The sequence below is a fragment of the Nocardia sp. CA-151230 genome, assembly GCF_050942175.1.
In the GTDB taxonomy this organism is placed as follows: Bacteria; Actinomycetota; Actinomycetes; order Mycobacteriales; family Mycobacteriaceae; genus Nocardia.
Map to the genome: position 1 here is coordinate 6,903,202 of NZ_CP192061.1, position 20,809 is coordinate 6,924,010.

Genomic DNA, 20,809 nt, shown 5'->3' on the forward strand with positions numbered 1-20,809 from the left:
AGCCCTCGGTGTCCTGCCGCTACCCCGGCGTTACGCACGGGAGACACCCGGGGTTCATCGCGGGCCCGAGCGGGAGCCGACCTCAGGACTGGAGGCGGACCTTTTCGGCGGACTCGTTCTGGCTGGAGCATTCCTGATAGGGATTGGGGGTGGAGGGGCGTTCACCGCAGACCCACCGGACGGTGTCGACGGTGACGGCGATATCGCCGGTGGATTGTTTGGCGCGCTCGTCGGCGTAGGCGGTGACGACGGAAAGCGCGGTGGGGCAGAAGCCGGTGCCCTTGGCGGTGGAGACCACGACCGCCAGGCCCCAGGGGCCGGGGCCGCACTGGACGGCCTCGTGGCCCGCGGCCGGGAAGGCGGCGGCGGAGGTGGCGGGGTGGGCCGAGGTACCCGAGGCGACGGTAGGGCCGTTGTCGTTGCAGGCGGTGAGGGCGAAGGCCGTCGCCATGGCCAGGGCCGCACCCGCGATCGCTGTGGTCCGCACGAATCCTCCTCGTCGGCTACCCCTCCCCTGGGCATTGTGCCCGGTTTATGGCGTTCGGGAGGGCAGGCTCGCGTGGGTTCGGCGGCTGCGCGGGCGGATCAGCCGACGTCGCGGCGCAGCCAGGTGACTTCCGCGCCGTCGCCGCCGAGGCGATAGGGCTCGAGGATGTCGTCCCAGGCGGTGCCGAGTGCGCGGTCGATGTCGGCGGCGATCTCGGCGGCGGCGCCGCGGCCGTGGGCACGGGCCTCGGCGACGATGGCGCGCAGGCGCATCTCACCGACCATGATGTCGCCGCCGGCGCCGGTGACGCCGCTCCAGAGGCCGAGGCCGGGGACGAAGCTGAAGCGGGTGCCGTCGACGCCCTCGCTGGGGTCCTCGGTCACTTCGAAATACAGCACGGGCCAATCCCGCAATGCTCTGGCTAATTTGCCGCCGGTGCCAACCGGGCCGTACCAGTCGGTGGTGGCGCGCAGATGTCCGGGATCGACCGCCTGTGCGGTCCAGCGCAGTTTCGCGGGGGCCTTGAGAGTGGAGGTCAGAGCCCATTCGACATGCGGGCACAGCGCTGCCGGCGACGAATGGATATAGACGACTCCAGACGTCGCCTCCGCGAACTGACTAGACGCGTGCACCACTGACACCTCCGGCTCGACGAGGGACGTCTTCCCCAACGGCCCCTGTCCGAGCTCGGCGTTGCCCGAGTTTACTGGAGTGCCCGGTGTTGCGTGTGTTACTTGATGCCTGTGTCGGCCCCTACGCAAACTCCGCGATGACGGCGTCGCTGAGGGGTGGCCACGCCGCTCGGGCCCAGTCCCCGAAATTTTCGTCCGCCAGCGCGAGACACGCCATGCCGACTTCCGGATCCGCCCAGAGAAATGTGCCGGACTGCCCGAAGTGCCCGAAGGTCCGCGGCGAGTTCGCACCACCGGTCCAGTGCGGCGATTTGTGATCGCGGATTTCGAAACCCAATCCCCAGTCGTTGGGGCGCTGCGACCCGTAACCGGGGAGAACGCCATTGCATCCCGGGAATTGCACCGTGCTTGCTTCGGAAACCAATTCGGCACTCACGACAGCAGGTTCCAGCAATTCCTCGGCGAATCGCAGGAGATCTGCGACCGAGGAGCGGCCGGCATGTCCGGCCGAACCGACCAGCGCCGAGGAGTTCATGCCCAGCGGTTCGAAGACGGCCTCGCGCAGGTACTGATCGAACGGGATACCGGTCTGCGCCGCAACGAAATCCGCGAGGACCTCGAACCCGGCGCTGGAGTAGATCCGCTTCGCGCCGGGCGCGGCCAGCACCACGGTGGTGTCGAAGGCCAGGCCGGAGGTGTGGGCGAGCAGGTGCCGCACCGTCGATCCGGGCGGCCCGGCGGGCTGGTCCAGCTCGATCGCGCCCTCCTCGACCGCCACCAGGACCCCGTATGCCACAAGAGGTTTGGTCACCGAGGCGAGCGGGAAGACGTGCGCGGTGTCACCCTCGGCGTCCACCACACCCTTGCCGCGGACGACGACACCCGCCGCCGCGTTCCGGACCGGCCACTGTCGAATCTGCTCCAGCGCTCGCACGTATCGAGCGTACTGTGTTGGATTTTGCCCTTCGCTTCGCTCCGGGCGGGTTCGCGGCCCGGAGGTCTCGATTCTTCCCTCCTCCGCTCCTTCGCTTCGCTCCCGCGCTCCGTCGGTCCAGAATCGAGACGGCCGCGAACCTTTCGACTTATCGCCAGCTACGGATGCGCTGCGGCGTAGCGCTTTCGGTGGGAACGGTTGGATTCAACTTCGACCGCGGCCGCCCGTAGCCGAAGTACACCACCAGCCCGACCGCCGACCACAGCGTGAAAGCCAGCCAGGTCACCCCCGGCAGGTGGATCAGCAGCCACACGCACATGACCACGCCGATGACCGGCACCAACGGCACCAGGGTCCGGAACGACCGCGGTAGCTCGGGTTTGGTGCGGCGCAGCACCAGCACGCCGATGTTCACCAGCCCGAAGGACACCAGCGTGCCGATATTGGTGGCGTTCACCAGTTCGCCCAGCGGCACCAGCGCCGACAGCACCGCCACCACGCCGCCCACGATGAGCGTGTTGACCGTCGGCACGCGCTTCTTCCCGACCCGCGACAGCACGGCGGGCATGAGCCCGTCGCGGGACATGGAGACCAGGATGCGGGTCTGCCCGTAGAGCACGGTCAGCACCACCGAGGCGATGGCGATGACCGCGCCGCCCGCGAGGATGGTGGCGGGCCAGCCGCGCCCGGTGACCTGTTCCAGCACGGTGGCCAGCGACGCGCCCGAACTGCTGACGGCGTCCACGCCGACCGCGCCGACGGCGGTCAGCGCCACCAGCACGTAGACCAGCGTCACGATGCCGAGCGAAATGATGATGGCCCGCGGCAGATCTCGCTGCGGATTCTTGGCCTCCTCGCCGGCGGTGGAGGCGGCGTCGAAGCCGATGAAGGAGAAGAACACCATCGAGGCCGCCGCCCCGATGCCCGAGACGCCGGCCGTCGCGAAGGGGTGCAGGTTCGAGGAGTGGAAGGCGGTGACCGCCACGGCCACGAAGAACACCAGCACCGTGATCTTGATCAGGGTGGTGACGGTGGTGACCCGCGCGCTCTCCCGGATGCCGCCCAGCAGCACCACGGTGGCCAGCACCACCACGATGGCGGCGGGCAGGTTGACGATCCCGCCGTCGCCCGGCGGCTGCGCCAGCGCGTCCGGAATCCGCCGGCCGATGGTCGATCCCAGGAACTCGTTGAGGTACGCGCCCCAGCCGACCGCGACCGCCGCCACCGACACGCCGTACTCCAGCAGCAGGCACCACCCGCAGATCCAGGCGATGATCTCGCCCAGCGTCGCATAGGTATAGGAGTAGGCCGATCCGGACACAGGCACCGCGCCGGCCAGTTCCGCGTAGGACAGGGCCGAGAACAGCGCGGCCAGTGCGGCGATGACGAAGGAGACGACGACGGCGGGCCCGGCCAGCGGTGCGGCCTCGCCCAGGACCACGAAGATGCCGGTGCCGAGGGTGGCGCCGACCGACAGTGCGATCAGGGAGATCAGGCCCATGCTGCGCCGCAGTGCGGTGTGTTCTCCATCGGAGGTGAGCTGTTCGACTGGCTTGGTCCGCAGCAATGATGCGGTAATCCGATGGAGTCCGGGCATGTGCGGCCACGCTACCGGGTCGGACCGGTCGAAATGGCACCAGGGTGGCCCACCCGTCGGGCGATCCGCACTGCTCACAGCTATGTACTGGCGTCGCAGTGGTATTCAGAGCGTCGCTACAACCCCGCACAGACCGTATGCCCGGTTACGATCGGACCCATCATGAGTGAGCAGGTCACGATCCATGGCGAGGTGGACGCGGGTTTCGGCCCGGTCGCCGACGCGTTCCGCCGCAACTTCAGCCGGCACGGGGAGATCGGTGCGGCGGTGGCGGTCTACGACGGGGATCGGCCCGTGGTGGATCTGTGGGCGGGGCATCGCGATCGCAAGCGCCGGGTGATGTGGGAGCGCGACACCATGGCCCCGGTGTGGTCCTCGACCAAGGGCATGACCGCGTTCGCGGTGGCGTCGGTGGTGTCGCGGGGGCTGCTGGACTACGAGGATCCGGTGGCGCTGCACTGGCCGGAGTTCGCCGCGCACGGCAAGGAGTCCATCACCGTGCGGCAACTGCTGGACCATCAGGCCGGTCTGGCGGCGCTGGATCGGCCGTTCCGGCTCACGGATATGGCCGATCTGGATCGGATGGCGGTGGTGCTGGCCGAGCAGAAACCATTGTGGCGGCCAGGAACCCGGCACGGCTACCACCCGATCACGGCCGGGCTGTATCAGGGTGAGCTGCTGCGGCGGGTCGATCCGGAGCATCGCACGCTGGGCCGCATCTTCGCCGAGGACATTGCCGGACCGCTGGGCGCGGAGTTCTATATCGGCCTGCCGGACGAGGTTTCGCTGGATCGGGTGGCCGCCCTTTCCGCGACCGAGGGCCTCGACATTCTGCGCTATGAGCGAGATCTGCCGGTGCGCATCGGCATTCAGCTCTACAGCAAGCGCGGCTTGTCCTTCCGCGCGCTGAACAGCCCGCAGGTCGGTGCGCCCGCCCGGGCCGCCCGGCGCGAATTCCTGGCGGTGGAGAGCCCGGCCGCCGGCGGTGTCGGCACCGCGCGAGCGCTGGCGCGGGTGTACGGCGCGGCGGCGGGGCGGACCGGTGAGCTGCCCATCGAGCCGAGCCTGCTGGACCGCCTGGGCTCCCCCGACACCGCCGACGACGTCCCGGCCGAGGACCTGGTGCTGCTCACCCCGAGCCGCTACCACCTGGGCTTCCGCCGGTCGCGCGGCGGTTTCCGGTTCGGCTCCGACAAGCGCGCCTACGGCACCACCGGCTACGGCGGCTCGTTCGGATTCGCCGATCCCGCAACGGGTCTGGGGTTCGGCTATGTGATGAACCGCCTGGGTATGGCGGTGCTCGACGATGTCCGTTCGCGCAATCTCCGTGAGGCCCTGCTCCGCTGTCGCTGACCGAAAGGAATAGGTCCATGCCGCCGCAACCGTGGGTGATGCCCGACGAAGGACAGCCGCATCGGCGGACCTGGATGGCCTTCGGGGCCGATGAGCGGGTGTGGACGCCCGAGCTGCTCCCCCGCATTCGCGAGGATGTGGCCCGGATCGCCCGCACCGTCGCGCGATTCGAGCCGGTCTCGATGCTCGTGCGGCCGGAGGAATTCGATCTGGCCCGCGCGCTGGCCGGGCCGGAGGTGGCGCTGACGCCCGCGGAGATGGACGATCTGTGGCTGCGCGACAGCGGCCCGGTGTTCGTGGGCGGCGACGGCGCCATGGCAGCGGTCGATTTCAACTTCAATGCCTGGGGCGACAAGCAGGAGTATCGGGAGGATGCGCGGCTGGCCGGGCTGGTCGCCGAGCGCACGGGGGCTGAGCTGCTGACGACCGAGCTGATTCTGGAGGGCGGCGGCATCGAGGTCGACGGGGCGGGCACCGCCATCGTCACCGAGAGCTGCGTGCTCAACGACAATCGCAATCCCGGCTGGCAGCGCGAGGAGGTGGAGGCGGAACTGGCTCGGCTGCTGGGGATTTCGAAGGTCATCTGGCTGCCCGGCATCGCCGGTTACGACGTCACCGACGGGCACACCGATTTCTATGCGCGGTTCGCGGGCCCGGGCGTGGTGGTGGCCGGTCGCGAGGACGATGTGGACCGCTACGACTACGACGTCACCCGCCGCCATCTCGCCATCCTCCAGGACTCCGCCGATGCCCTGGGTCACCCGTTGCGAGTGGAGGTGATCCCCGGCCCGGCGCGGGTGCGCGACGAGTTCGCCGACGACGAGTTCGCGGCCGGTTACATGAACTTCTATGTCTGCAACGGTGCGGTCGTGGCCCCCGAGTTCGGAGATCCGGAGGCCGACGCCTTCGCCGAAGCCACACTGGCGCGGCTGTTTCCGGGCCGCCGGGTGGTGCAGATCGATATCGACGCGGTCGCCGCGGGCGGCGGCGGCATCCACTGCACGACCAAGCAGGAGCCGGCGTAGACCTCGGCCGTGTACGGTGCCGTCACTCCATCAGCTGGTGGGCCTTCTCGAACAGTTCGAGTGTGATGGCGTGCAGGAAGTCGCCGACCTGCTTGGGGGCCTTGCCCGCGCAGGCCCGGGCGTGCGTGCCCTCGAGCACGATGCCGAGCTTGAAGCAGGCCAGCACGGTGTACCAGGTGACGTGGGTCAGGTCGCGGTCGGAGAACTTCGCGTAGTGGGCGATCATCTCCTCGGGTGTGGGCAGGCCGCCGACCGCGCCGAGGGAGCCGACCAGTGCCGCGCCGGTGGTGCCGGGGACCGGGCGGGTGGCGATCTGCCAGCCCAGGTCCAGCAGCGGGTCGCCGATGGTGGACATCTCCCAGTCGACCATGGCCACCACCTCGGGGCCGTCGTAGGAGAACATCATGTTGGCGAGGTGGCAGTCGCCGTGCAGGATGCCGGCTTTCGGCTGGGTGGGTCGGTTGCGGTCGAGCCAGTCGCCGACCTGGGCGACGCCGGGGATCTCCGGGCCGGGATAGCCGACGTTGACGCTGTAGGAGTCGAGTTCCTTGAGCCAGCGCGGCACCTGGCGTTCCAGGAAGCCCTCCGGCTTGCCGTAGTCGGCCAGGCCGAGCGCCTCGTGATCGAGCGAGCCGAGGCGGGCGATGGCCTCGACCGCGGACAGGCCCATCTGCCGGCGCACCTCGGGGTCGGAGGCGTGCGGTTCGGGCAGCTCGTTCTGCGGGTTGAAGCCGACGATCGGTTCCATCAGGTAGAAGGATGCGCCGAGCACGGATTCGTCGGGGCAGGCGGCGATCACCTTGGGGGCGCGGATCTCGGTGTCGCCGAGCGCGCCGAGGATTCGGGATTCGCGCTGGATGACGGTATTGCTGGCGGCACGCAGATGTTTGGGTCCACGTCGCAGCACGTACTCGCGGCCGCCGCGGCGGAACCGGAGCATGATGTTCTGGGTGCCGCCGCCGAGCGGCTTCACCTCCTCGAACTCCCCGCCGGGCAGGCCCTGCTCTTCCATCCACTTTCCGACGATGGCGAAATCGACGACGTCACGATCCACTTCGACCGGCTGCGCAACAGACATGCCGCCCATTCTGCCGTAGCGGTCCACACAAACTGAAGGCAGTCGCCAGCAGTAACCGCAAATCGGACAGAGCGTAATGTGCGTGGTCAAATGCGCACCCTGTTGATCGACAACTACGACTCGTTCACCTACAACCTGTATCAGCTGATCAGCGAGGTGAACGGGGTCGAACCCGTGGTCGTGCGCAATGACGAGGCGGCCTCGATCGAAGAGCTCGGACTCGGGGAGTTCGACAACATCGTCATCTCCCCCGGGCCCGGACGACCGGATGTCCCGCGCGATTTCGGCATCTCGGCGGCCTTGATCACCGGAGCCGAGCTGCCGGTGCTGGGAGTGTGCCTGGGGCATCAGGGCATCGTGATCGCGGCGGGTGGGCAGGTGGTCGCCGCGCCGCAGGCCCGGCACGGGTACCCGGATCTGATCAGCCACGACGGCCGGGATCTGTTCGCCGGTGTGCCGCAGGGCTTCTCGGCGGTGCGCTATCACTCGCTGTGTGCGGCGCGACCATTGCCGGAGGACCTCGAAGTCACGGCGAACACGCCGGACGGGGTGATCATGGGCGTGCGGCACCGCACCCGGCCGCAGTGGGGGGTGCAGTTCCATCCGGAGTCGATCTCCAGCGAGCACGGGGAGCGGCTGCTGCGCAATTTCGCCGCGTTGACCGCCGACCATCAACGGCGGCAGGGCATTTCCCGACAGCCCATCCGAACGACGCCGATGCGCGGCCGGATCGGAGCCGAGACTTCGCCACCGCCTGCCGTCGGCGGGCCCGTCCGCTATCGGGTCGAGCAGACGGTCGTGGAGCGGGCGGTCGATGCCGAGGCCGTCTTCGACGCGCTGTATGCCGGTTCCCCGCATGCCTTCTGGCTCGACAGCGAGCATGTGGAGCCGGGACTGGATCGCTTCTCGTTCCTGGGTGACGCGTCCGGGCCGCTGGCGGAGGTGGTGCGGTATCGGGTCGGCAGCGGCCGGGTGGAGATCGAGTCGGCGGCCGGGCCGCGCACGGTGCCGGGCGGGGTGCTGGATTATCTGTCCGCCGAGCTACGCCGCCGGGAGATCGAATTCCCGGATGTGCCTTTCGATTTCGCCGGTGGCTATGTCGGCTATCTCGGCTACGAGATGAAGGCCGACTGCGGCGCCGAGGCCGTGCATCGCGCGGCCACGCCCGACGCCCAGTGGATCTTCGTGGACCGGCTCATCGTGGTCGACCACGAGGCGGGCCGCACCCATCTGCTGGCGCTGGCCGAGCCGGATGCCACTGCCGCCGCACAGGATTGGCTCGCCGCCACCCGGACCGTGGTGGAAACTCTTCCGACCTGGGAGAATCCGCGAGACCTCGAGCTGCGCGCCGACGAGGACACGGTCGCGCCGTTCCTCACGCGCGGCCGGGAGCGCTATCTCGCCGACGTGGCGGCCTGCCGGGAGCAGCTGCTCGCGGGTGAGTCGTACGAGATCTGCATCACCGACAGCGCCCATCCCCCGGGCGACGCCGACGGCCTTTCGGTGTATCGCACGCTGCGCCGGTGCAATCCGGCCCCGTACGCGGCATTCCTGCGCTTCGGAGGGCTGGAGGTGGCGTGTTCCTCGCCGGAGCGCTTCCTCAAGGTGGATCGCTCCCGCACGGTGGAGAGCAAGCCGATCAAGGGCACCGCCCCGCGCGGTGGCACCGCTCCCGAGGACGCCGAGCTGAAAGCCGAGCTGGCCCGCAGCCCCAAGACCCGCGCCGAGAACCTCATGATCGTGGATCTGCTCCGCAACGACCTGGGCCGGGTCTGCGAGATCGGCTCGGTGCGCGTGCCCAAGCTCATGGCCGTCGAGACCTACACGACCCTGCATCAGCTGGTCTCCACCGTGCGCGGCACCCTCCGTCCCGGCCTGGACGTCATCGACTGTCTCCGAGCCTGTTTCCCCGGCGGTTCCATGACCGGTGCCCCCAAACTCCGCACCCTCGAAATCATCGACTCCCTCGAAACCGAGGCCCGCGGCATCTATTCCGGCACCATCGGCTTCCTCGGCCTCGGCGGCACCGCCGACCTGAACATCGTCATCCGCACCGCCGTCCGCCACGACAATCGCTGGCGAGTCGGCGCGGGCGGCGCGGTCGTCCTCGACTCCGACCCGGCCGGCGAGTACCACGAAATGGTCTGGAAGGCCGCCGCCGCACTGCGCGCCCTCCCCGGCCTGGCCGTCCCGCCCCGCGACCGCATTCCCTCGGCCAGGTAGTCCGGGCCCGCCGCCGGGGTGCCGCGGTGTCATTTGCGGCGGGAGCGGCGGGACTTGCTCTCGGGCGGTACGGGTTCCGGATTCTCGCGGGTGCCGGTGAGGCGGCCGAGCAGGGAGACGCCGGGGAGTTTGTCGAGGCGGGTGAAGACCTCCTCGCCGAGAGCGGTGACCGCCTCGAGCCGGGTGAGGATCTTGTCGTAGGCGACGAAGGCGGGTTCGGCCAGGGCGAGGGTGCGATCGAGGCGGTCGATGGTGGAGTTGAGACGTTCGACGGCGATGGTGAGGCTCTGGATCAGGTCGGGCAGCTGGGCGGCGAGCTGAATCGAGGCGGGCGGGAGGCGGACGGCGGTGTCGAAGGCGGTCGACGCGGTCACCTGGGCGGAATCCAGGGCCTGACCGGCCGCGCTCTGGGCGGCTTCGACCGCGGCCTGGGCGGCCGCCAGGATGTCCCCGGCGGTGGGGACGCGCGAGGTCGAGGGTTTGGCGGGCTGACGGTCGCTCCCCTTGGGGTTGGTCATAGCTCTACTGTGCCGCACGATTTTCAGGTTGCACGGGAGGGCCGGGCATACGGTTTTGTCGGAGAGTCGTGGCATAGTTCGACCACGATGAAACTGACCATGGGTGGCCATACGACGGTTCCGACATCGCTTCTGACGGTTGTGCTTTCGTGGCGGTCGGAGCATGCGGTGCGGGCGCAGGCCGTGCTGGTGGCAGAGCACGGGCGGGCCCGGTCGGACCGGGATTTCGTCTGGTTCGACGCGCCCCGGCACGTCTCGCAGGCGGTGACGCTGGACCGGGAGCCGGCGCCGGGGACGGCACGGCTGTCGGTCTCGCTCCCGCGCACCGGGCCGGAGGTGGCGGGGATCGTGGTCATCGGCTCGGCGCCAGGCGGTTTCGCCGATGTCGCGGGCCTGCGGCTGACCGTATTCGACCACGACCACCCGGTCGCTCGATACGACATCGACACCCCGGACCCGGCACCGGCCCTGGTGCTGGGTGAGTTCACGCGCGCCGAGGAGGGCTGGGAGTTCCGGGCGCTGGCCGACGCCGGGGTCAGCCTGGCGGGGCTGGTGCGCGAGTTCGGGGTGCGGATCGATCCCGTGCACGGCTTCGAGCCCGAGCCGCGCCGCACACCGCCGCCCCCGGATCCCGAACGGGCGGAATGGCATCCGGATCCTCGCGATCCGGCCCGCCTGCGCTGGTGGGACGGCACGACGTGGACGGCCTCGGCACGCCCCGCCCCGCCGCAGGATGCCCGCCACTGCCCGCGCTGCGGGGCGCCGCGCCGCCGCCTGTTCGGCGCGGCGCTGTTCGGTGCCACGCTGTTGTGCCGCGAATGTTCCACCGAGACAGCCGAATACCTGCGCGGCTGGCGTCCCCGCGCCGAGCGCGCCCTGCGTGGCCTCACCCCGCACGACGACTGGGAGACGCTCTGGGCCGCGTTGCGCTTCCAGCGCGTCGACCGCGCCGCCGCCCTGGATCTGCTGCGCCCGCTCGCCCTCGATCAGCTGGAACGCCTGGTCGCCTTCACCTTCGCCGACGGCGTGGTGGACGAGCCCGACGTGGACGACTTCGAGGACACCGCCGCGGAGCTGTCCCTGTCGGGCCCCGTCATCGAGGACCTGCGCCGCCGCCTGCACCGCGGCCGCCTACTCACCCGGCTGCGGTCCGGCGAGCTGCCGCAGCAGCCCACCACGGGCCTGCATCTGGATCCCGACGAGCGGGTCCACCTGAACCTCCCCGCCGTGCACATCCGCCGGCTGGCCCGCGGCCCCAAGCGCACCGAGGGCCGGCTGATCGTCAGCAACCGCAAGCTGCGCTTCACGGGCGCGGATACCGGCACCGAAATGCCTTGGGCCCGTGTGGTTTCGGTGACCGCCGCCGATGGTCTGGTCGAGGTGTCGGCGACCTCCTCGCGCGGCGGCGCGATCCTCGAGGTCGCCGATCCCGACTTCGTGGCCGCCGCCATGGAGGGCGCGCTGCGCATCGCCAAGCGCCTGGCCCTCACCCCCGGCCGCCGCGACACCCGTTCCATCCCACCGGATGTCAAGGCCGTGGTCTGGCAGCGCGACGGCGGCAAATGCGTCGAATGCGGCGACAGCCACTACCTGGAGTTCGACCACATCATCCCGATCAGCCGGGGCGGCGCGACCAGCCCCGCCAACCTGCAGATCCTCTGCCGCGCCTGCAACCGCACCAAGGGCGCGCACATCTGACCCCGGCGACGCGGCACATCCAACCCCATCGACGCGCGGGGCACGGGCGAATGTGGGGAATCCGACGCCATGCGATGAATCATGTTGAGCGGCACACGGTGTGGTTCTAGCGTCCGAGGAAGGCCGGTCGAGGAAGGGATCCGACATGCAGGTGGCGGTTGTGGGCGGTACCGGGACGCTGGGTGCGCCGGTGGTGCGGGATCTGGTGGCGCGCGGGCATACGGTGCGGGTGCTGAGCCGGTCCGCACCCACCGAGCCGCTGCCGGGGACCACCCATCACGCGGTGGATCTGGTCACCGGCGCGGGGATGGACGCGGCGCTGGAGGGTGTGTACGCGGTGGTGGACGCGGCCTCCCATCGCGGGCTGCGCAGCGCACGGGTGATGGTCGACGGTGTGCGCACCCTGCTGGCCGCCGAGCAGCGCGCCCGGGTCGGCCACCATGTGGAGATCTCGATCGTCGGCTGCGAGCGGGTGCCGTTCAGCTACTACCGCACCAAGGTCGCCCAGGAGCGGGTGGTCACCCAGGGCCCGGTGCCGTGGACCCTGTTGCGCGCCACGCAGTTCCACGAACTCATCGACGAAATGGCCGGCGCGGCCGCGAAATTCCGCATCGCGCCGCGGACCGGCATGCGGTTCCAGCCGGTCGACGTGGTCGCGGTGGCGGGCCGGCTGGCCGACGCGGTCGAGGCGGGCCCGTCCGGCCGGATCCGCGATCTGGGCGGTCCGGTCGTGCAGACCCTCGGCGAACTGGCCGAGCTCCGCCGCCACGCTCTCGGCCAGGCGCTGCTGCCGCTGCCGGTGCCGCCGGTCGGCCGGATCGTGCGACGGTTGCGCGACGCCGCACTGTGCCTCGACGCCGATGGCGAGACCGTGTCGTACGACTATGCCGAGTGGCTGCGCCGACGGTATTCGAAGCCGGTGAGCTGACCTGCGTCAGCGCCTCACCCGAAGCACGGTTGGTTCGGCGCAGAACTGACCGGTGGCCTGGTCCGGGGTGAGCCCGGTGCGGTTCAACCCGCCGCTGTCGATCACCGTGCACTCGCTACCGCCGACGTGCCCGGTGCCGTCGTCGAGGAGCCGGACCTCGGCGGTGACCAGGGGTTGCAGTTTCTCGGCGTCGAAGGTCCAGAATTCGATGTTCCAGAGTTCGTAGCTGTCGCGGGCGGTCACGACGGTGTAGCCGGCCGCGGAGGTGTCGATGCCGATGCCCGCGAGTTCGCCCGCGCGCCGGAGCTGCCCGTCGCCGCCCGCGTGGTAGATGACGTAGCGAGTGTTGGCGCTGGCCAGCATGATCGGGATGATCAGCTCGTCGCGGCCGTCGTTGTCGAGGTCGCGCAGTCGTGGCTCGGTGGTGCCGACGGCCTGTTCGGTGAAGGTCTGCAGCTGTGCGCCGACGGGGTCCAGCACGGTGATGGCGACCGACCCCTGCTGTCCCGTACCGCGGTGCCGCACTTCGAAGGTCAGCCCGGCGGCGTCGTGGGATTGCAGGTAGCAGTCGGGAGGCGTGGCGGCCGAGGCGATATCTCCGCAGGGCGGGAGGTCGGAGACGGGGGTGACCGGACCGGGGACGACGTGATCGCTGGTGTGCGGGGCGAGGTTGCCGGCCATGGGTGCGGTGGCGGGGTGTTGTGCGCACGCGGCCAGCGTGAGCGTGGCGGCAGCCAGGACACCGGCCACGAGATTCCTCCCCATGGAAGGGAGGATAGCGACGAATGCGGGGCAATCGGACCAAGCGAGGCCGACCGCACATATATCCGACATCATGTGCACAACTGCGCACATATGGGCTTATAGTGGCTGTGTGCTCGACGTGCTCCGCGATCCCCGGTTCCGCAAGCTGTTCACCGCCCAGGTCGTCGCCCTGATCGGCACCGGACTGCTCACCGTGGCCCTGGGCCTGCTCGCCTACGAGGTGGCCGGGGGCCAGGCGGGCGCGGTGCTGGGCACTGCCCTGGCCATCAAGATGGTGGCGTATGTGGCCGTCGCGCCGGTGATCTCGGCGCTCACCCTGCGGCTGCCCCGGAAGCTGGTACTGGTGTCGGCGGACGCGGTGCGCGCGGGGATCGCGCTCATGCTGCCGTTCGTCACGCACACCTGGCAGATTTACGTGCTGATCGCGCTGCTGCAGTCGGCCTCGGCCACCTTCACTCCGGCGTTCCAGTCGCTGATCCCCTCGATCCTGGTCGACGAGGAGGGCTACACCCGCGGGCTGTCGCTGTCGCGGCTGGCCTACGACATGGAATCGCTACTGAGCCCGGTGCTGGCGGCCGCGCTGCTGACGGTCATCAGCTATCACTCGCTGTTCGTGGGTACCGCGGCCGGTTTCGTGGCCTCGGCGCTGCTGGTGGTGACCACCCGGCTGCCCCGGCTCGCCGCGCCCGAGCGGTCCGCCCCGCTGCCGCGGCGCATCACCGAGGGCGCCCGGATCATGATGAACCGGCCGGTGCTGCGCGGGCTGCTGGCCATGAACATGGTGGTGGCCGCGGCCACCGCGCTGGTGATCGTGAATACCGTTGTGTACGTGCGGGATCAGCTGGGCGGCTGCAATACCGCGGTGGCATTGGCGCTGGGCTGCTTCGGATTCGGCTCCATGGCGGTGGCGCTGTCGACCCCGCGATTGCTGGCGCGGGTGCCTGACCGCAGTTTCATGATGACCGGCTGTGTCCTGCTGCCACTGGGCCTGATCGCGGCGTCGCTGCCGACCCTGCTCCCTCGTGGGGCCGGTGCGCTCGTGCTGGCGGTGACCTGGGTGTTGCTGGGCGCGGGGACCTCGATGATCAACACCCCGTCCGCCCGCCTGCTGCGCGCCCAGTCCGAACCCGAAACCCGCACAGCCGTTTTCACCGCGCAGTTCTCCCTCTCGCACGCGTGCTTCCTGATGACCTACCCGGTCGCGGGCAAGCTGGGCGCGCTGGCGGGCCTGCCGACCACGGCTATCGTGCTGGCCGCCGTCGCTACACTGGCAGCTACGACGGCGGCCCGCGCCTGGCCCGCACACGTGCCGACGGGCCCCGAGGCGGTGACGGCGGCGGCAGGAAGGTGAACTGGTGAGCGAGGAGACCGAACCGGCACCTGCGGCGCCCAGCCTCATCCACCCGGTCCGTCCGGATCAGCCCCATCTGGACGTGGCCACCGCCACCTTCCGCATGCTGTCGGATCCGACCCGCCTGCACATCCTCTGGATCCTCGCCTCCGACGAGGCCGATGTCACCGCTCTCACCGAGGCCTGTGGCGCCTCCCGCACGGCGGTCAGCCAGCATCTGGCCAAACTCCGCTTCAGCGGCCTGGTCGACACCCGCCGCGAGGGCCGCCGCATCATCTACCGCATCCGCGACGGCCACCTGGCCCGCCTGGTCCGCGAGGGTTTGAACCACGCCGATCACATCGTGACCGGCGAACCTTCCCACGAATAGCGAGCATTTCCCGGGACTCGGCTCCTGGTCAGTGGGACGTGGTATCGCCGAGTGCCCGCATGCGCCGTGACGATATGCCTATTCGAAATATCTCGAGACGAATAGTGAGAGGTCGCGCATGCATCCCGAGCAGGGCAGCCCATTCGATGTGATCATCATCGGTGCCGGATTCGCCGGACTCTATGGCGTCCACCAGGCGGCGAAGGCCGGATTGAACGTGCTCGGCCTGGAGGCGGGCGAGGGTGTCGGCGGCACCTGGTTCTGGAACCGCTATCCGGGTGCGCGCTGCGACGTGGAGAGCGTCGACTACTCCTACTCGTTCGACGAGGACCTGCAGCAGAGCTGGACCTGGACCGAGCGTTTCGCCGCCCAGCCGGAGATCCTCGCCTACATCAACCATGTGGCGGACCGCTTCGAGCTGAAGCAGCGCTACCGGTTCGGTCAGCGCGTCGTCGGCGCCCGCTTCGACGACGAGGCGGCCGTCTGGACGCTGCGCACCGAGGCCGGCGACGAATTCCGCTCGCAGTTCGTGGTTTTCGCCACCGGCTGCCTGTCCGCGCCGATCAAGCCGAACATTCCCGGCATCGAAACCTTCGCGGGCGAGGAGCTTTTCACCGCGCAGTGGCCGGAGCAGGGCGTGTCCTTCGAGGGCAAGCGGGTCGGCGTCATCGGCACCGGCTCCTCCGGCATCCAGGTCGCGCCGATCATCGCGCGGGAGGCCGAGGCGCTCACCGTCTTCCAGCGTTCGGCCAACTTCAGCGTCCCGGTGCCCAACCGGCCGTGGACCGACGAGGAGCAGGGCGAGATCCGCGCCACCTACCGGCAGCGGCGCGAGAACTCCTACTACGCACCGGCCGCCACCCCGCACCGCTCGCTGGAGACCAAGGCCCTGGACCTGACCGCCGCGGACCGCGAGCAGGCCATGCAGGACCGCTGGGACGGCGGCGGCGTGCTGTTCAACAAGGTCTTCCCCGACCAGAACAGCGATCTGGCCGCTAATGAGCTGGTGCGCGAGTTCGCGGTCGCCAAGATCCGCGCCAAGGTGGACGACCAGGCGGTGGCCGACGACCTCATCCCCTACGACCACCCCATCGGCACCAAGCGCATCTGCACCGACTCCGGCTACTACGAGATGTTCAACCGGCCGAACGTGTCGCTGGTGAACCTGCGCCGCGAGGCCATCGAGGAGGTCACCCCGACCGGCATCCGCACCGCCGACAAGTTCATCGAACTCGACGCGCTGGTCTACGCAACGGGTTTCGACGCCATGACGGGTGCGCTGCTGCGGATCGACATGCACGGCGCGCAGGATGCTCGCCTCGGTGAGCTGTGGGCCGACGGACCGGTCACCTACCTGGGCTTCGGCATCCCCGGCTTCCCGAACATGTTCAGCATCAACAGTGTCGGCACCCCGTCGGTGATGGCGAACATGGTGCTGCACTCCGAGCAGCAGCTGGACTGGGTGCTGGCGCTGGTGGAGCACTGCCGCGCCAACGGGATCCGCAAGGCCGAGGCCCGCGCGGAGGCGGCGGTCAAGTGGACCGATCACCTGCTCGAGGTCGCCGAGGGCACGCTGTTCGTGAAGGCCAATTCCTGGTACATGGGCGCGAACATCGAGGGCAAGAAGCGCGTATTCATGCCCTACATCGGCGGTTTCGGCAACTACCGCCGCTACTGCGACGACGAGCGCGGCAACGGGTACCCGAGCTTCGAGCTCACCGCCTGATCACCGGCACCACGACTCCGGCTCGCTTCCCTTGGGGGCGAGCCGGTTTCGTCGTTTCCCCTCAGGCGGGCAGCCCCAGGCCGGCCGCCAGCACCGGCCAGGATCGCTTCACCGCGTCCTGCCAGTACCCCCACGAGTGAGTGCCGGTGAGCGTGAAGTCGACGGTGGCCGGGATGCCGAGCCGGTCGAGTTTCACCACGAGATTGCGGCTACAGAGGTCGGCGGCGGCCTCGAGTCCGCCACCGAGGGTCAACTGATTGATCCAGCCGTCGGTGCCGGGCAGGGTGAACGGGCCACCGGGGAGATCCCACCGGCCGGGCAGTCCGGAACCGCTGGAAATGAACAGCTTCAGCCCGCGCAGCCGGTCGGCGTGCACGTAGGGATCGTTGGCGGCCCACTCGGGATCGCCTTCGGGGCCGTACATGTTCCTGGTGTCACCGCCACCCTTCGCGACCACGGTATCGACGAAGTAGTGGCCGAGGGGGTCACTGATCTGGGCGCAGCCACTGTAGGCCGCCACCGCCCGATACAGCCCGGGTGCGGCGATCGGCAGCTGGAGCGCCGAGGTGCCCGCCATGGACAGACCGGCAATCGCGTTGCGGCCGTTGGTGTTCAGCGCCCGGTCGATGAGCGGTGGCAGCTCCTCGGTGAGGAAGGTCTTCCACTTGTTCACGCCCAGTATGGGATCGGGCTCACGCCAGTCGGTGTAGTAGGTGAAACCACCGCCGATCGGTTCCACCACGGTCACGTTCTTGCCGGCCAGGAAGTCCAGCACATCGGTCTTGGTCTGCCAGGTCACCTCGTCGACGCCGCCGCCCGAGCCATTGAGCAGATACAGGACCGGGGCGGGTTGTGTGGTGTCGGCGGCGCGCTGCACATCGAGATCGATGGTCTTGTCCATGGCGGCCGAATAGACCCGCATCCGCTGGATTCGGCCGTCGGTGGCCCCGAGGGAAGTGATGTGGGAGCCGTCGGCGGCGTTCGGCGAGGTGCCCGGGTCGGCGGCGGTGATGCCCGCCGCCAGCGGTAGGAGAACGGTTGCGGCCAAGGCCAGGACCGAGCTGCCGAAGAAGTTTCTCGAACGCACGCTGTCTCCTCCGGCGGGTACCCGGGTGTTTCGGAGTCAGCACTTCAGCGTGCCGAGCGGCGTCGGAAATGCTGGCCCGGAACTGAACTTCCTCCGAGGGTATGGTTCCGGGTCGCGGGTCAGGGTGCGATTCCCCGCCTCGTGACCGCACCGGGACACAAGACGAAACCGGCTCGCTTCCCCTGAAGGCGTGCCGGTTTCGTCGTTTTGCCGGTCAGGCCGGTAGGCCCAGACCGGCAGCCAGGACCGGCCACGACTTCTTCAGCGCGTCCTGCCAGTACCCCCACGAGTGGGTGCCGGTGGGCGTGAGGTCGTAGGTGGCCGGAATGCCGAGGCCGTCGAGCTTGGTCTTCAGGTTGTGGGTGCAGTAGTTGGTGGCGGCCTCGAGCGTGCCGCCCAGGGCCACCTGGTTCGCCCAGCCGCCCGCGCCGGGCAGGGTGTGCGTGCCGCCGAGGGTGTCCCACTGGCCCGGCAGGCCGGAACCGCTGGAAATGAACAGGTTCAGGCCGCGCAGCTGGTCGGCGTGCACGTAGGGATCGTTGGCGGCCCACATGGGATCGCGCCCCGGGCCGTACATGTTCGCGCTGTCGCCGCCGCCCGCGGCGACCACGGTATTGACCATGCTGTAGCCGAGCGGATCGCTGATCTGGGCGCAACCGCTGTAGGCGGCCACCGACTGGTAGAGGCCGGGCGCGGCGATGGGCAGCTGCAGCACCGAGGTGCCGGCCATGGACAGACCGGCAATGGCATTGCGGCCGTTGGTGTTCAGCGCCTGGTCGATGAGCGGCGGCAGTTCCTCGGTGAGGAAGGTCTTCCACTTGTTCACGCCCAGTGTGGGATCCGGTTCGCGCCAGTCGGTGTAGTAGCTGAATCCGCCGCCGACCGGCTGCACCACGTTGACGTTCTTGTCGGACAGGAAGTTCAGGACGTCGGTCTGCTTCTGCCAGGTCGCGGAGTCGGTGCCGCCGCCCGCGCCGTTGAGCAGGTACAGCACCGGAGTGGGCGCCGAGGTGTCGGCGGCGCGCTGCACATCGACCTCGATGTTCTTGTCCATGGCGGCCGAATAGACCTGCAGCGTCAGGGTGCGCTCGTCGGTGGCCTTGGTGGAGGCGATGCGTGAACCGCCGGCGGAGGTGCCCGCGGAGTTCAGCGAGGTCCCCGGGTCGGCGGAGGCGGCACCCGCGGCCACCGGTAGCAGAACGGTTGCGGCCAAGGCCAATGCCACGCTGCCCCAGGTCTTCGTTGAACGCACGCTTTCTCCTTCGGCAGTTTTTCTCTGGTTCGACTAGTTGTTTGTGCAGGTGCCACGAATCAGACCCCCACGTTGCCCACAGCCTCTTAGCAATTGCTGACTCGAAGCTGAGCTGCGCCTGAGAGGGTGAAGAGACCGCCGGTCGGAGCCGGAAATCGGTTCGGGTGACTTCACTCACGGCCGCCGCTGACCGGGATCCACGCCACTGACGAACGGCGGTCAGCGCACTGTCGGTGAGCTGTCAGCGCGGGTCGGCATCGTCATGGACACGCACGAACGGCCACCACCGAAAGGCACCACGATGTCGAAGAACGCGCACACCGATTCCGCCCTCACCGAGTTCGTCGCGGCCACCGCCGCCGAGTACGGGATGCCCGGCATGGCCGTCGGTATCTGGGTGGACGGGCGGGAGATCCACGCCAATGTCGGTGTGACCAGCACCGAGAACCCGGTGCCGATCACCGAGCACACGATCTTCGCGATCGGCTCGACCAGCAAGACCTTCACCACCACCGCCCTGATGCGGCTGGTCGCGGCGGGCCGGGTGGAGCTGGACGCGCCGGTGCGCACCTATGTGCCGGAGCTGGAGCTCATCGACGAGAAGTCCGCGGCGACGATCACCGTGCGGCAGTTGCTCAACCACACCGCCGGGCTGGAGTGGAACATCATCAACGACACCGGCGACGGTGCGGACGGGCTGGCCGCCCTCGTGGCCACGCTGGCCGAGCTGCCGCTGATCGGCGCGCCCGGCGAGCGGGCGTCCTACAGCCAGGCGGGCTTCAATCTGCTGGGCCGCGTCATCGAGAAGGTGACCGGGGAGTCGTTCGAAAAGGTCGTCGCCGACACGGTTCTGGAGCCGGTGGGGCTGGCCGAGAGCTTCTACTTCCAGGGCGATGTCATGACCCGCCGCTTCGCCACCGGGCACGAACGGCGGCAGGACGGTGAGCTCGAGGTGTCGCGGACGTGGAAAGGCAGCCGCGCCAACAACCCGGGCGGCGGGCTCGGCTCCACGGTGTCGGATCTGTTGCGCTGGAGCCGATTCCACCTCGGGGACGGCCGCACCGAGAGCGGCGTGCCGGTGCTGCCGGCGGAGCTGATGCACCGGATGCAGCAGCCGACCGTCGAGCTGCGGGCCAGCACCCTGGCCGACGCCTTCGGCCTGTGCTGGATGCTGCGCGATGTGGACGGGGTCCGCACGGTCGGCCACGACGGTTCCGGCTTCGGCCAGTTCGCCAACTTCCAGCTGGTTCCCGAACGCGATTTCGCGGTGGTCGTGCTCTCCAACGCCAGCCCCGACGGCATCCCCGCCAACCAGGCCATCATCCGCTGGGCCCTGGAGCACTACCTGGGCGTCGTCGACAAGGATCCCGAGCCGGCCCCCTTCGACGCCGCGCGCGCCCCGGAACTGTTCGGCGTCTACGACATCGACGCCATGACCATGACCTGCTACGCCGACGGCGACCAGCTCTACCTCGACTGCAAGGTCAAGCCCGAGATCCGCGCCGCCGCCGGCGCCGAGATCCCCCAGGACCACCCGCCCTTCCCCTTCGGCCTCTTCCCCGACAGCGACGAATACGTCATCACCGACGGCTCCTTCAAGGGCCAGCGCGGCTACTTCACCCGCGACACCAACGGCGACATCACCGCCATCGACCTCGCCGGCCGCGTCTTCACCCGAGTCTCCTGACCGACCCGCAAAGTGACCGCGGCCCTGCAGCCGCATGAGAAGGCAGAGCTTCCGCGCTGACCGCTTCGGTCAGCGCGGAGGTACAGGCGTGGGGAATG

17 protein-coding genes and 1 pseudogene are annotated in these 20,809 nt (G+C 69.3%); 9 read left to right on the forward strand and 9 right to left on the reverse strand.

Features of this window, described 5'->3' with window-relative positions:
• Nucleotides 1-82: 82 nt before the first annotated feature.
• The 4 genes from ACQP1O_RS32575 to ACQP1O_RS32590 form a co-directional block, all read right to left on the reverse strand.
• A complete protein-coding gene (locus tag ACQP1O_RS32575; RefSeq protein ID WP_433562204.1) occupies nucleotides 83-487 on the reverse strand; it encodes a hypothetical protein in 405 nt (134 codons plus the stop codon).
• A 98-nt stretch (nucleotides 488-585) separates the two neighbouring features.
• The gene (locus ACQP1O_RS32580) at nucleotides 586-1,119 is read right to left on the reverse strand and encodes a DUF3145 domain-containing protein (protein WP_433562205.1); all 534 of its coding nucleotides are present in this window, start codon (nucleotides 1,117-1,119) and stop codon (nucleotides 586-588) included.
• A gap of 121 nt (nucleotides 1,120-1,240) precedes the next feature.
• Complete coding sequence (locus ACQP1O_RS32585; RefSeq protein ID WP_433562206.1) at nucleotides 1,241-2,053, reverse strand: serine hydrolase domain-containing protein; 813 nt, start codon at nucleotides 2,051-2,053, stop codon at nucleotides 1,241-1,243.
• Nucleotides 2,054-2,201: 148 nt separating this feature from the next.
• Nucleotides 2,202-3,650: an amino acid permease gene (locus tag ACQP1O_RS32590; RefSeq protein WP_433562207.1), complete on the reverse strand. Its 1,449-nt coding sequence runs from the start codon at nucleotides 3,648-3,650 to the stop codon at nucleotides 2,202-2,204.
• A gap of 162 nt (nucleotides 3,651-3,812) precedes the next feature.
• On the opposite strand from ACQP1O_RS32590, the gene ACQP1O_RS32595 reads away from it, so the two are divergent.
• Both ACQP1O_RS32595 and ACQP1O_RS32600 read left to right on the forward strand, forming a co-directional pair.
• Entirely contained in the window at nucleotides 3,813-5,003 is a 1,191-nt protein-coding gene (locus tag ACQP1O_RS32595; RefSeq protein ID WP_433562208.1) for a serine hydrolase domain-containing protein, read from the forward strand.
• A 32-nt stretch (nucleotides 5,004-5,035) separates the two neighbouring features.
• A pseudogene (locus tag ACQP1O_RS32600) lies at nucleotides 5,036-6,028 on the forward strand (agmatine deiminase family protein); the annotation flags it as partial.
• A gap of 22 nt (nucleotides 6,029-6,050) precedes the next feature.
• Here ACQP1O_RS32600 and ACQP1O_RS32605 read toward each other — a convergent pair.
• Nucleotides 6,051-7,115, reverse strand: coding sequence for a phosphotransferase family protein (locus tag ACQP1O_RS32605; RefSeq protein WP_433562209.1), 1,065 nt, complete (start codon nucleotides 7,113-7,115; stop codon nucleotides 6,051-6,053).
• 81 nt (nucleotides 7,116-7,196) lie between these two features.
• On the opposite strand from ACQP1O_RS32605, the gene pabB reads away from it, so the two are divergent.
• Complete coding sequence (gene pabB / locus ACQP1O_RS32610; RefSeq protein ID WP_433562210.1) at nucleotides 7,197-9,329, forward strand: aminodeoxychorismate synthase; 2,133 nt, start codon at nucleotides 7,197-7,199, stop codon at nucleotides 9,327-9,329.
• Nucleotides 9,330-9,358: 29 nt separating this feature from the next.
• Here the strand turns inward: pabB and ACQP1O_RS32615 are convergent, their stop codons facing one another.
• A complete protein-coding gene (locus ACQP1O_RS32615) occupies nucleotides 9,359-9,847 on the reverse strand; it encodes a hypothetical protein (protein ID WP_433562211.1) in 489 nt (162 codons plus the stop codon).
• Between the two features lie 87 nt (nucleotides 9,848-9,934).
• On the opposite strand from ACQP1O_RS32615, the gene ACQP1O_RS32620 reads away from it, so the two are divergent.
• Both ACQP1O_RS32620 and ACQP1O_RS32625 read left to right on the forward strand, forming a co-directional pair.
• Nucleotides 9,935-11,545: an HNH endonuclease gene (locus tag ACQP1O_RS32620; protein WP_433562212.1), complete on the forward strand. Its 1,611-nt coding sequence runs from the start codon at nucleotides 9,935-9,937 to the stop codon at nucleotides 11,543-11,545.
• A gap of 145 nt (nucleotides 11,546-11,690) precedes the next feature.
• Nucleotides 11,691-12,473 (forward strand): SDR family oxidoreductase, encoded by a 783-nt coding sequence (locus ACQP1O_RS32625; RefSeq protein ID WP_433562213.1) that lies wholly within the window; start codon nucleotides 11,691-11,693, stop codon nucleotides 12,471-12,473.
• Nucleotides 12,474-12,479: 6 nt separating this feature from the next.
• On the opposite strand, the gene ACQP1O_RS32630 is transcribed toward ACQP1O_RS32625, so the two are convergent.
• Nucleotides 12,480-13,238 (reverse strand): hypothetical protein, encoded by a 759-nt coding sequence (locus ACQP1O_RS32630; RefSeq protein ID WP_433562214.1) that lies wholly within the window; start codon nucleotides 13,236-13,238, stop codon nucleotides 12,480-12,482.
• 109 nt (nucleotides 13,239-13,347) lie between these two features.
• Between ACQP1O_RS32630 and ACQP1O_RS32635 the strand changes: the two genes are divergently transcribed.
• The 3 genes from ACQP1O_RS32635 (at nucleotide 13,348) to ACQP1O_RS32645 (ending at nucleotide 16,685) form a co-directional block, all read left to right on the forward strand.
• A complete protein-coding gene (locus ACQP1O_RS32635; RefSeq protein WP_433562215.1) occupies nucleotides 13,348-14,589 on the forward strand; it encodes an MFS transporter in 1,242 nt (413 codons plus the stop codon).
• Nucleotides 14,590-14,593: 4 nt separating this feature from the next.
• On the forward strand, nucleotides 14,594-14,959 hold the full coding sequence (locus ACQP1O_RS32640; protein WP_379378476.1) for an ArsR/SmtB family transcription factor: 366 nt from the start codon (nucleotides 14,594-14,596) through the stop codon (nucleotides 14,957-14,959).
• A 118-nt stretch (nucleotides 14,960-15,077) separates the two neighbouring features.
• The gene (locus tag ACQP1O_RS32645) at nucleotides 15,078-16,685 is read left to right on the forward strand and encodes a flavin-containing monooxygenase (RefSeq protein WP_433562216.1); all 1,608 of its coding nucleotides are present in this window, start codon (nucleotides 15,078-15,080) and stop codon (nucleotides 16,683-16,685) included.
• A gap of 61 nt (nucleotides 16,686-16,746) precedes the next feature.
• Here the strand turns inward: ACQP1O_RS32645 and ACQP1O_RS32650 are convergent, their stop codons facing one another.
• Both ACQP1O_RS32650 and ACQP1O_RS32655 read right to left on the reverse strand, forming a co-directional pair.
• Nucleotides 16,747-17,772, reverse strand: a complete 1,026-nt coding sequence (locus ACQP1O_RS32650) for an alpha/beta hydrolase (RefSeq protein WP_433562217.1) — start codon at nucleotides 17,770-17,772, stop codon at nucleotides 16,747-16,749.
• Nucleotides 17,773-17,986: 214 nt separating this feature from the next.
• A complete protein-coding gene (locus tag ACQP1O_RS32655) occupies nucleotides 17,987-19,024 on the reverse strand; it encodes an alpha/beta hydrolase (RefSeq protein WP_433562218.1) in 1,038 nt (345 codons plus the stop codon).
• A 301-nt stretch (nucleotides 19,025-19,325) separates the two neighbouring features.
• Here ACQP1O_RS32655 and ACQP1O_RS32660 point away from each other — a divergent pair, with 301 nt between their 5' ends.
• Nucleotides 19,326-20,711: a serine hydrolase domain-containing protein gene (locus tag ACQP1O_RS32660; RefSeq protein WP_433562219.1), complete on the forward strand. Its 1,386-nt coding sequence runs from the start codon at nucleotides 19,326-19,328 to the stop codon at nucleotides 20,709-20,711.
• Nucleotides 20,712-20,809 lie beyond the last annotated feature (98 nt).

Bases quoted from the DNA above. Each gene is read 5' to 3' on its own strand.
- ACQP1O_RS32590 (WP_433562207.1), bottom strand. From the start codon at position 3,650: ATGCCCGGACTCCATCGGATTACCGCATCATTGCTGCGGACCAAGCCA.
- ACQP1O_RS32595 (WP_433562208.1), top strand. From the start codon at position 3,813: ATGAGTGAGCAGGTCACGATCCATGGCGAGGTGGACGCGGGTTTCGGC.
- ACQP1O_RS32605 (WP_433562209.1), bottom strand. From the start codon at position 7,115: ATGGGCGGCATGTCTGTTGCGCAGCCGGTCGAAGTGGATCGTGACGTC.
- pabB (WP_433562210.1), top strand. From the start codon at position 7,197: ATGCGCACCCTGTTGATCGACAACTACGACTCGTTCACCTACAACCTG.
- ACQP1O_RS32615 (WP_433562211.1), bottom strand. From the start codon at position 9,847: ATGACCAACCCCAAGGGGAGCGACCGTCAGCCCGCCAAACCCTCGACC.
- ACQP1O_RS32620 (WP_433562212.1), top strand. From the start codon at position 9,935: ATGAAACTGACCATGGGTGGCCATACGACGGTTCCGACATCGCTTCTG.
- ACQP1O_RS32625 (WP_433562213.1), top strand. From the start codon at position 11,691: ATGCAGGTGGCGGTTGTGGGCGGTACCGGGACGCTGGGTGCGCCGGTG.
- ACQP1O_RS32630 (WP_433562214.1), bottom strand. From the start codon at position 13,238: ATGGGGAGGAATCTCGTGGCCGGTGTCCTGGCTGCCGCCACGCTCACG.
- ACQP1O_RS32645 (WP_433562216.1), top strand. From the start codon at position 15,078: ATGCATCCCGAGCAGGGCAGCCCATTCGATGTGATCATCATCGGTGCC.
- ACQP1O_RS32660 (WP_433562219.1), top strand. From the start codon at position 19,326: ATGTCGAAGAACGCGCACACCGATTCCGCCCTCACCGAGTTCGTCGCG.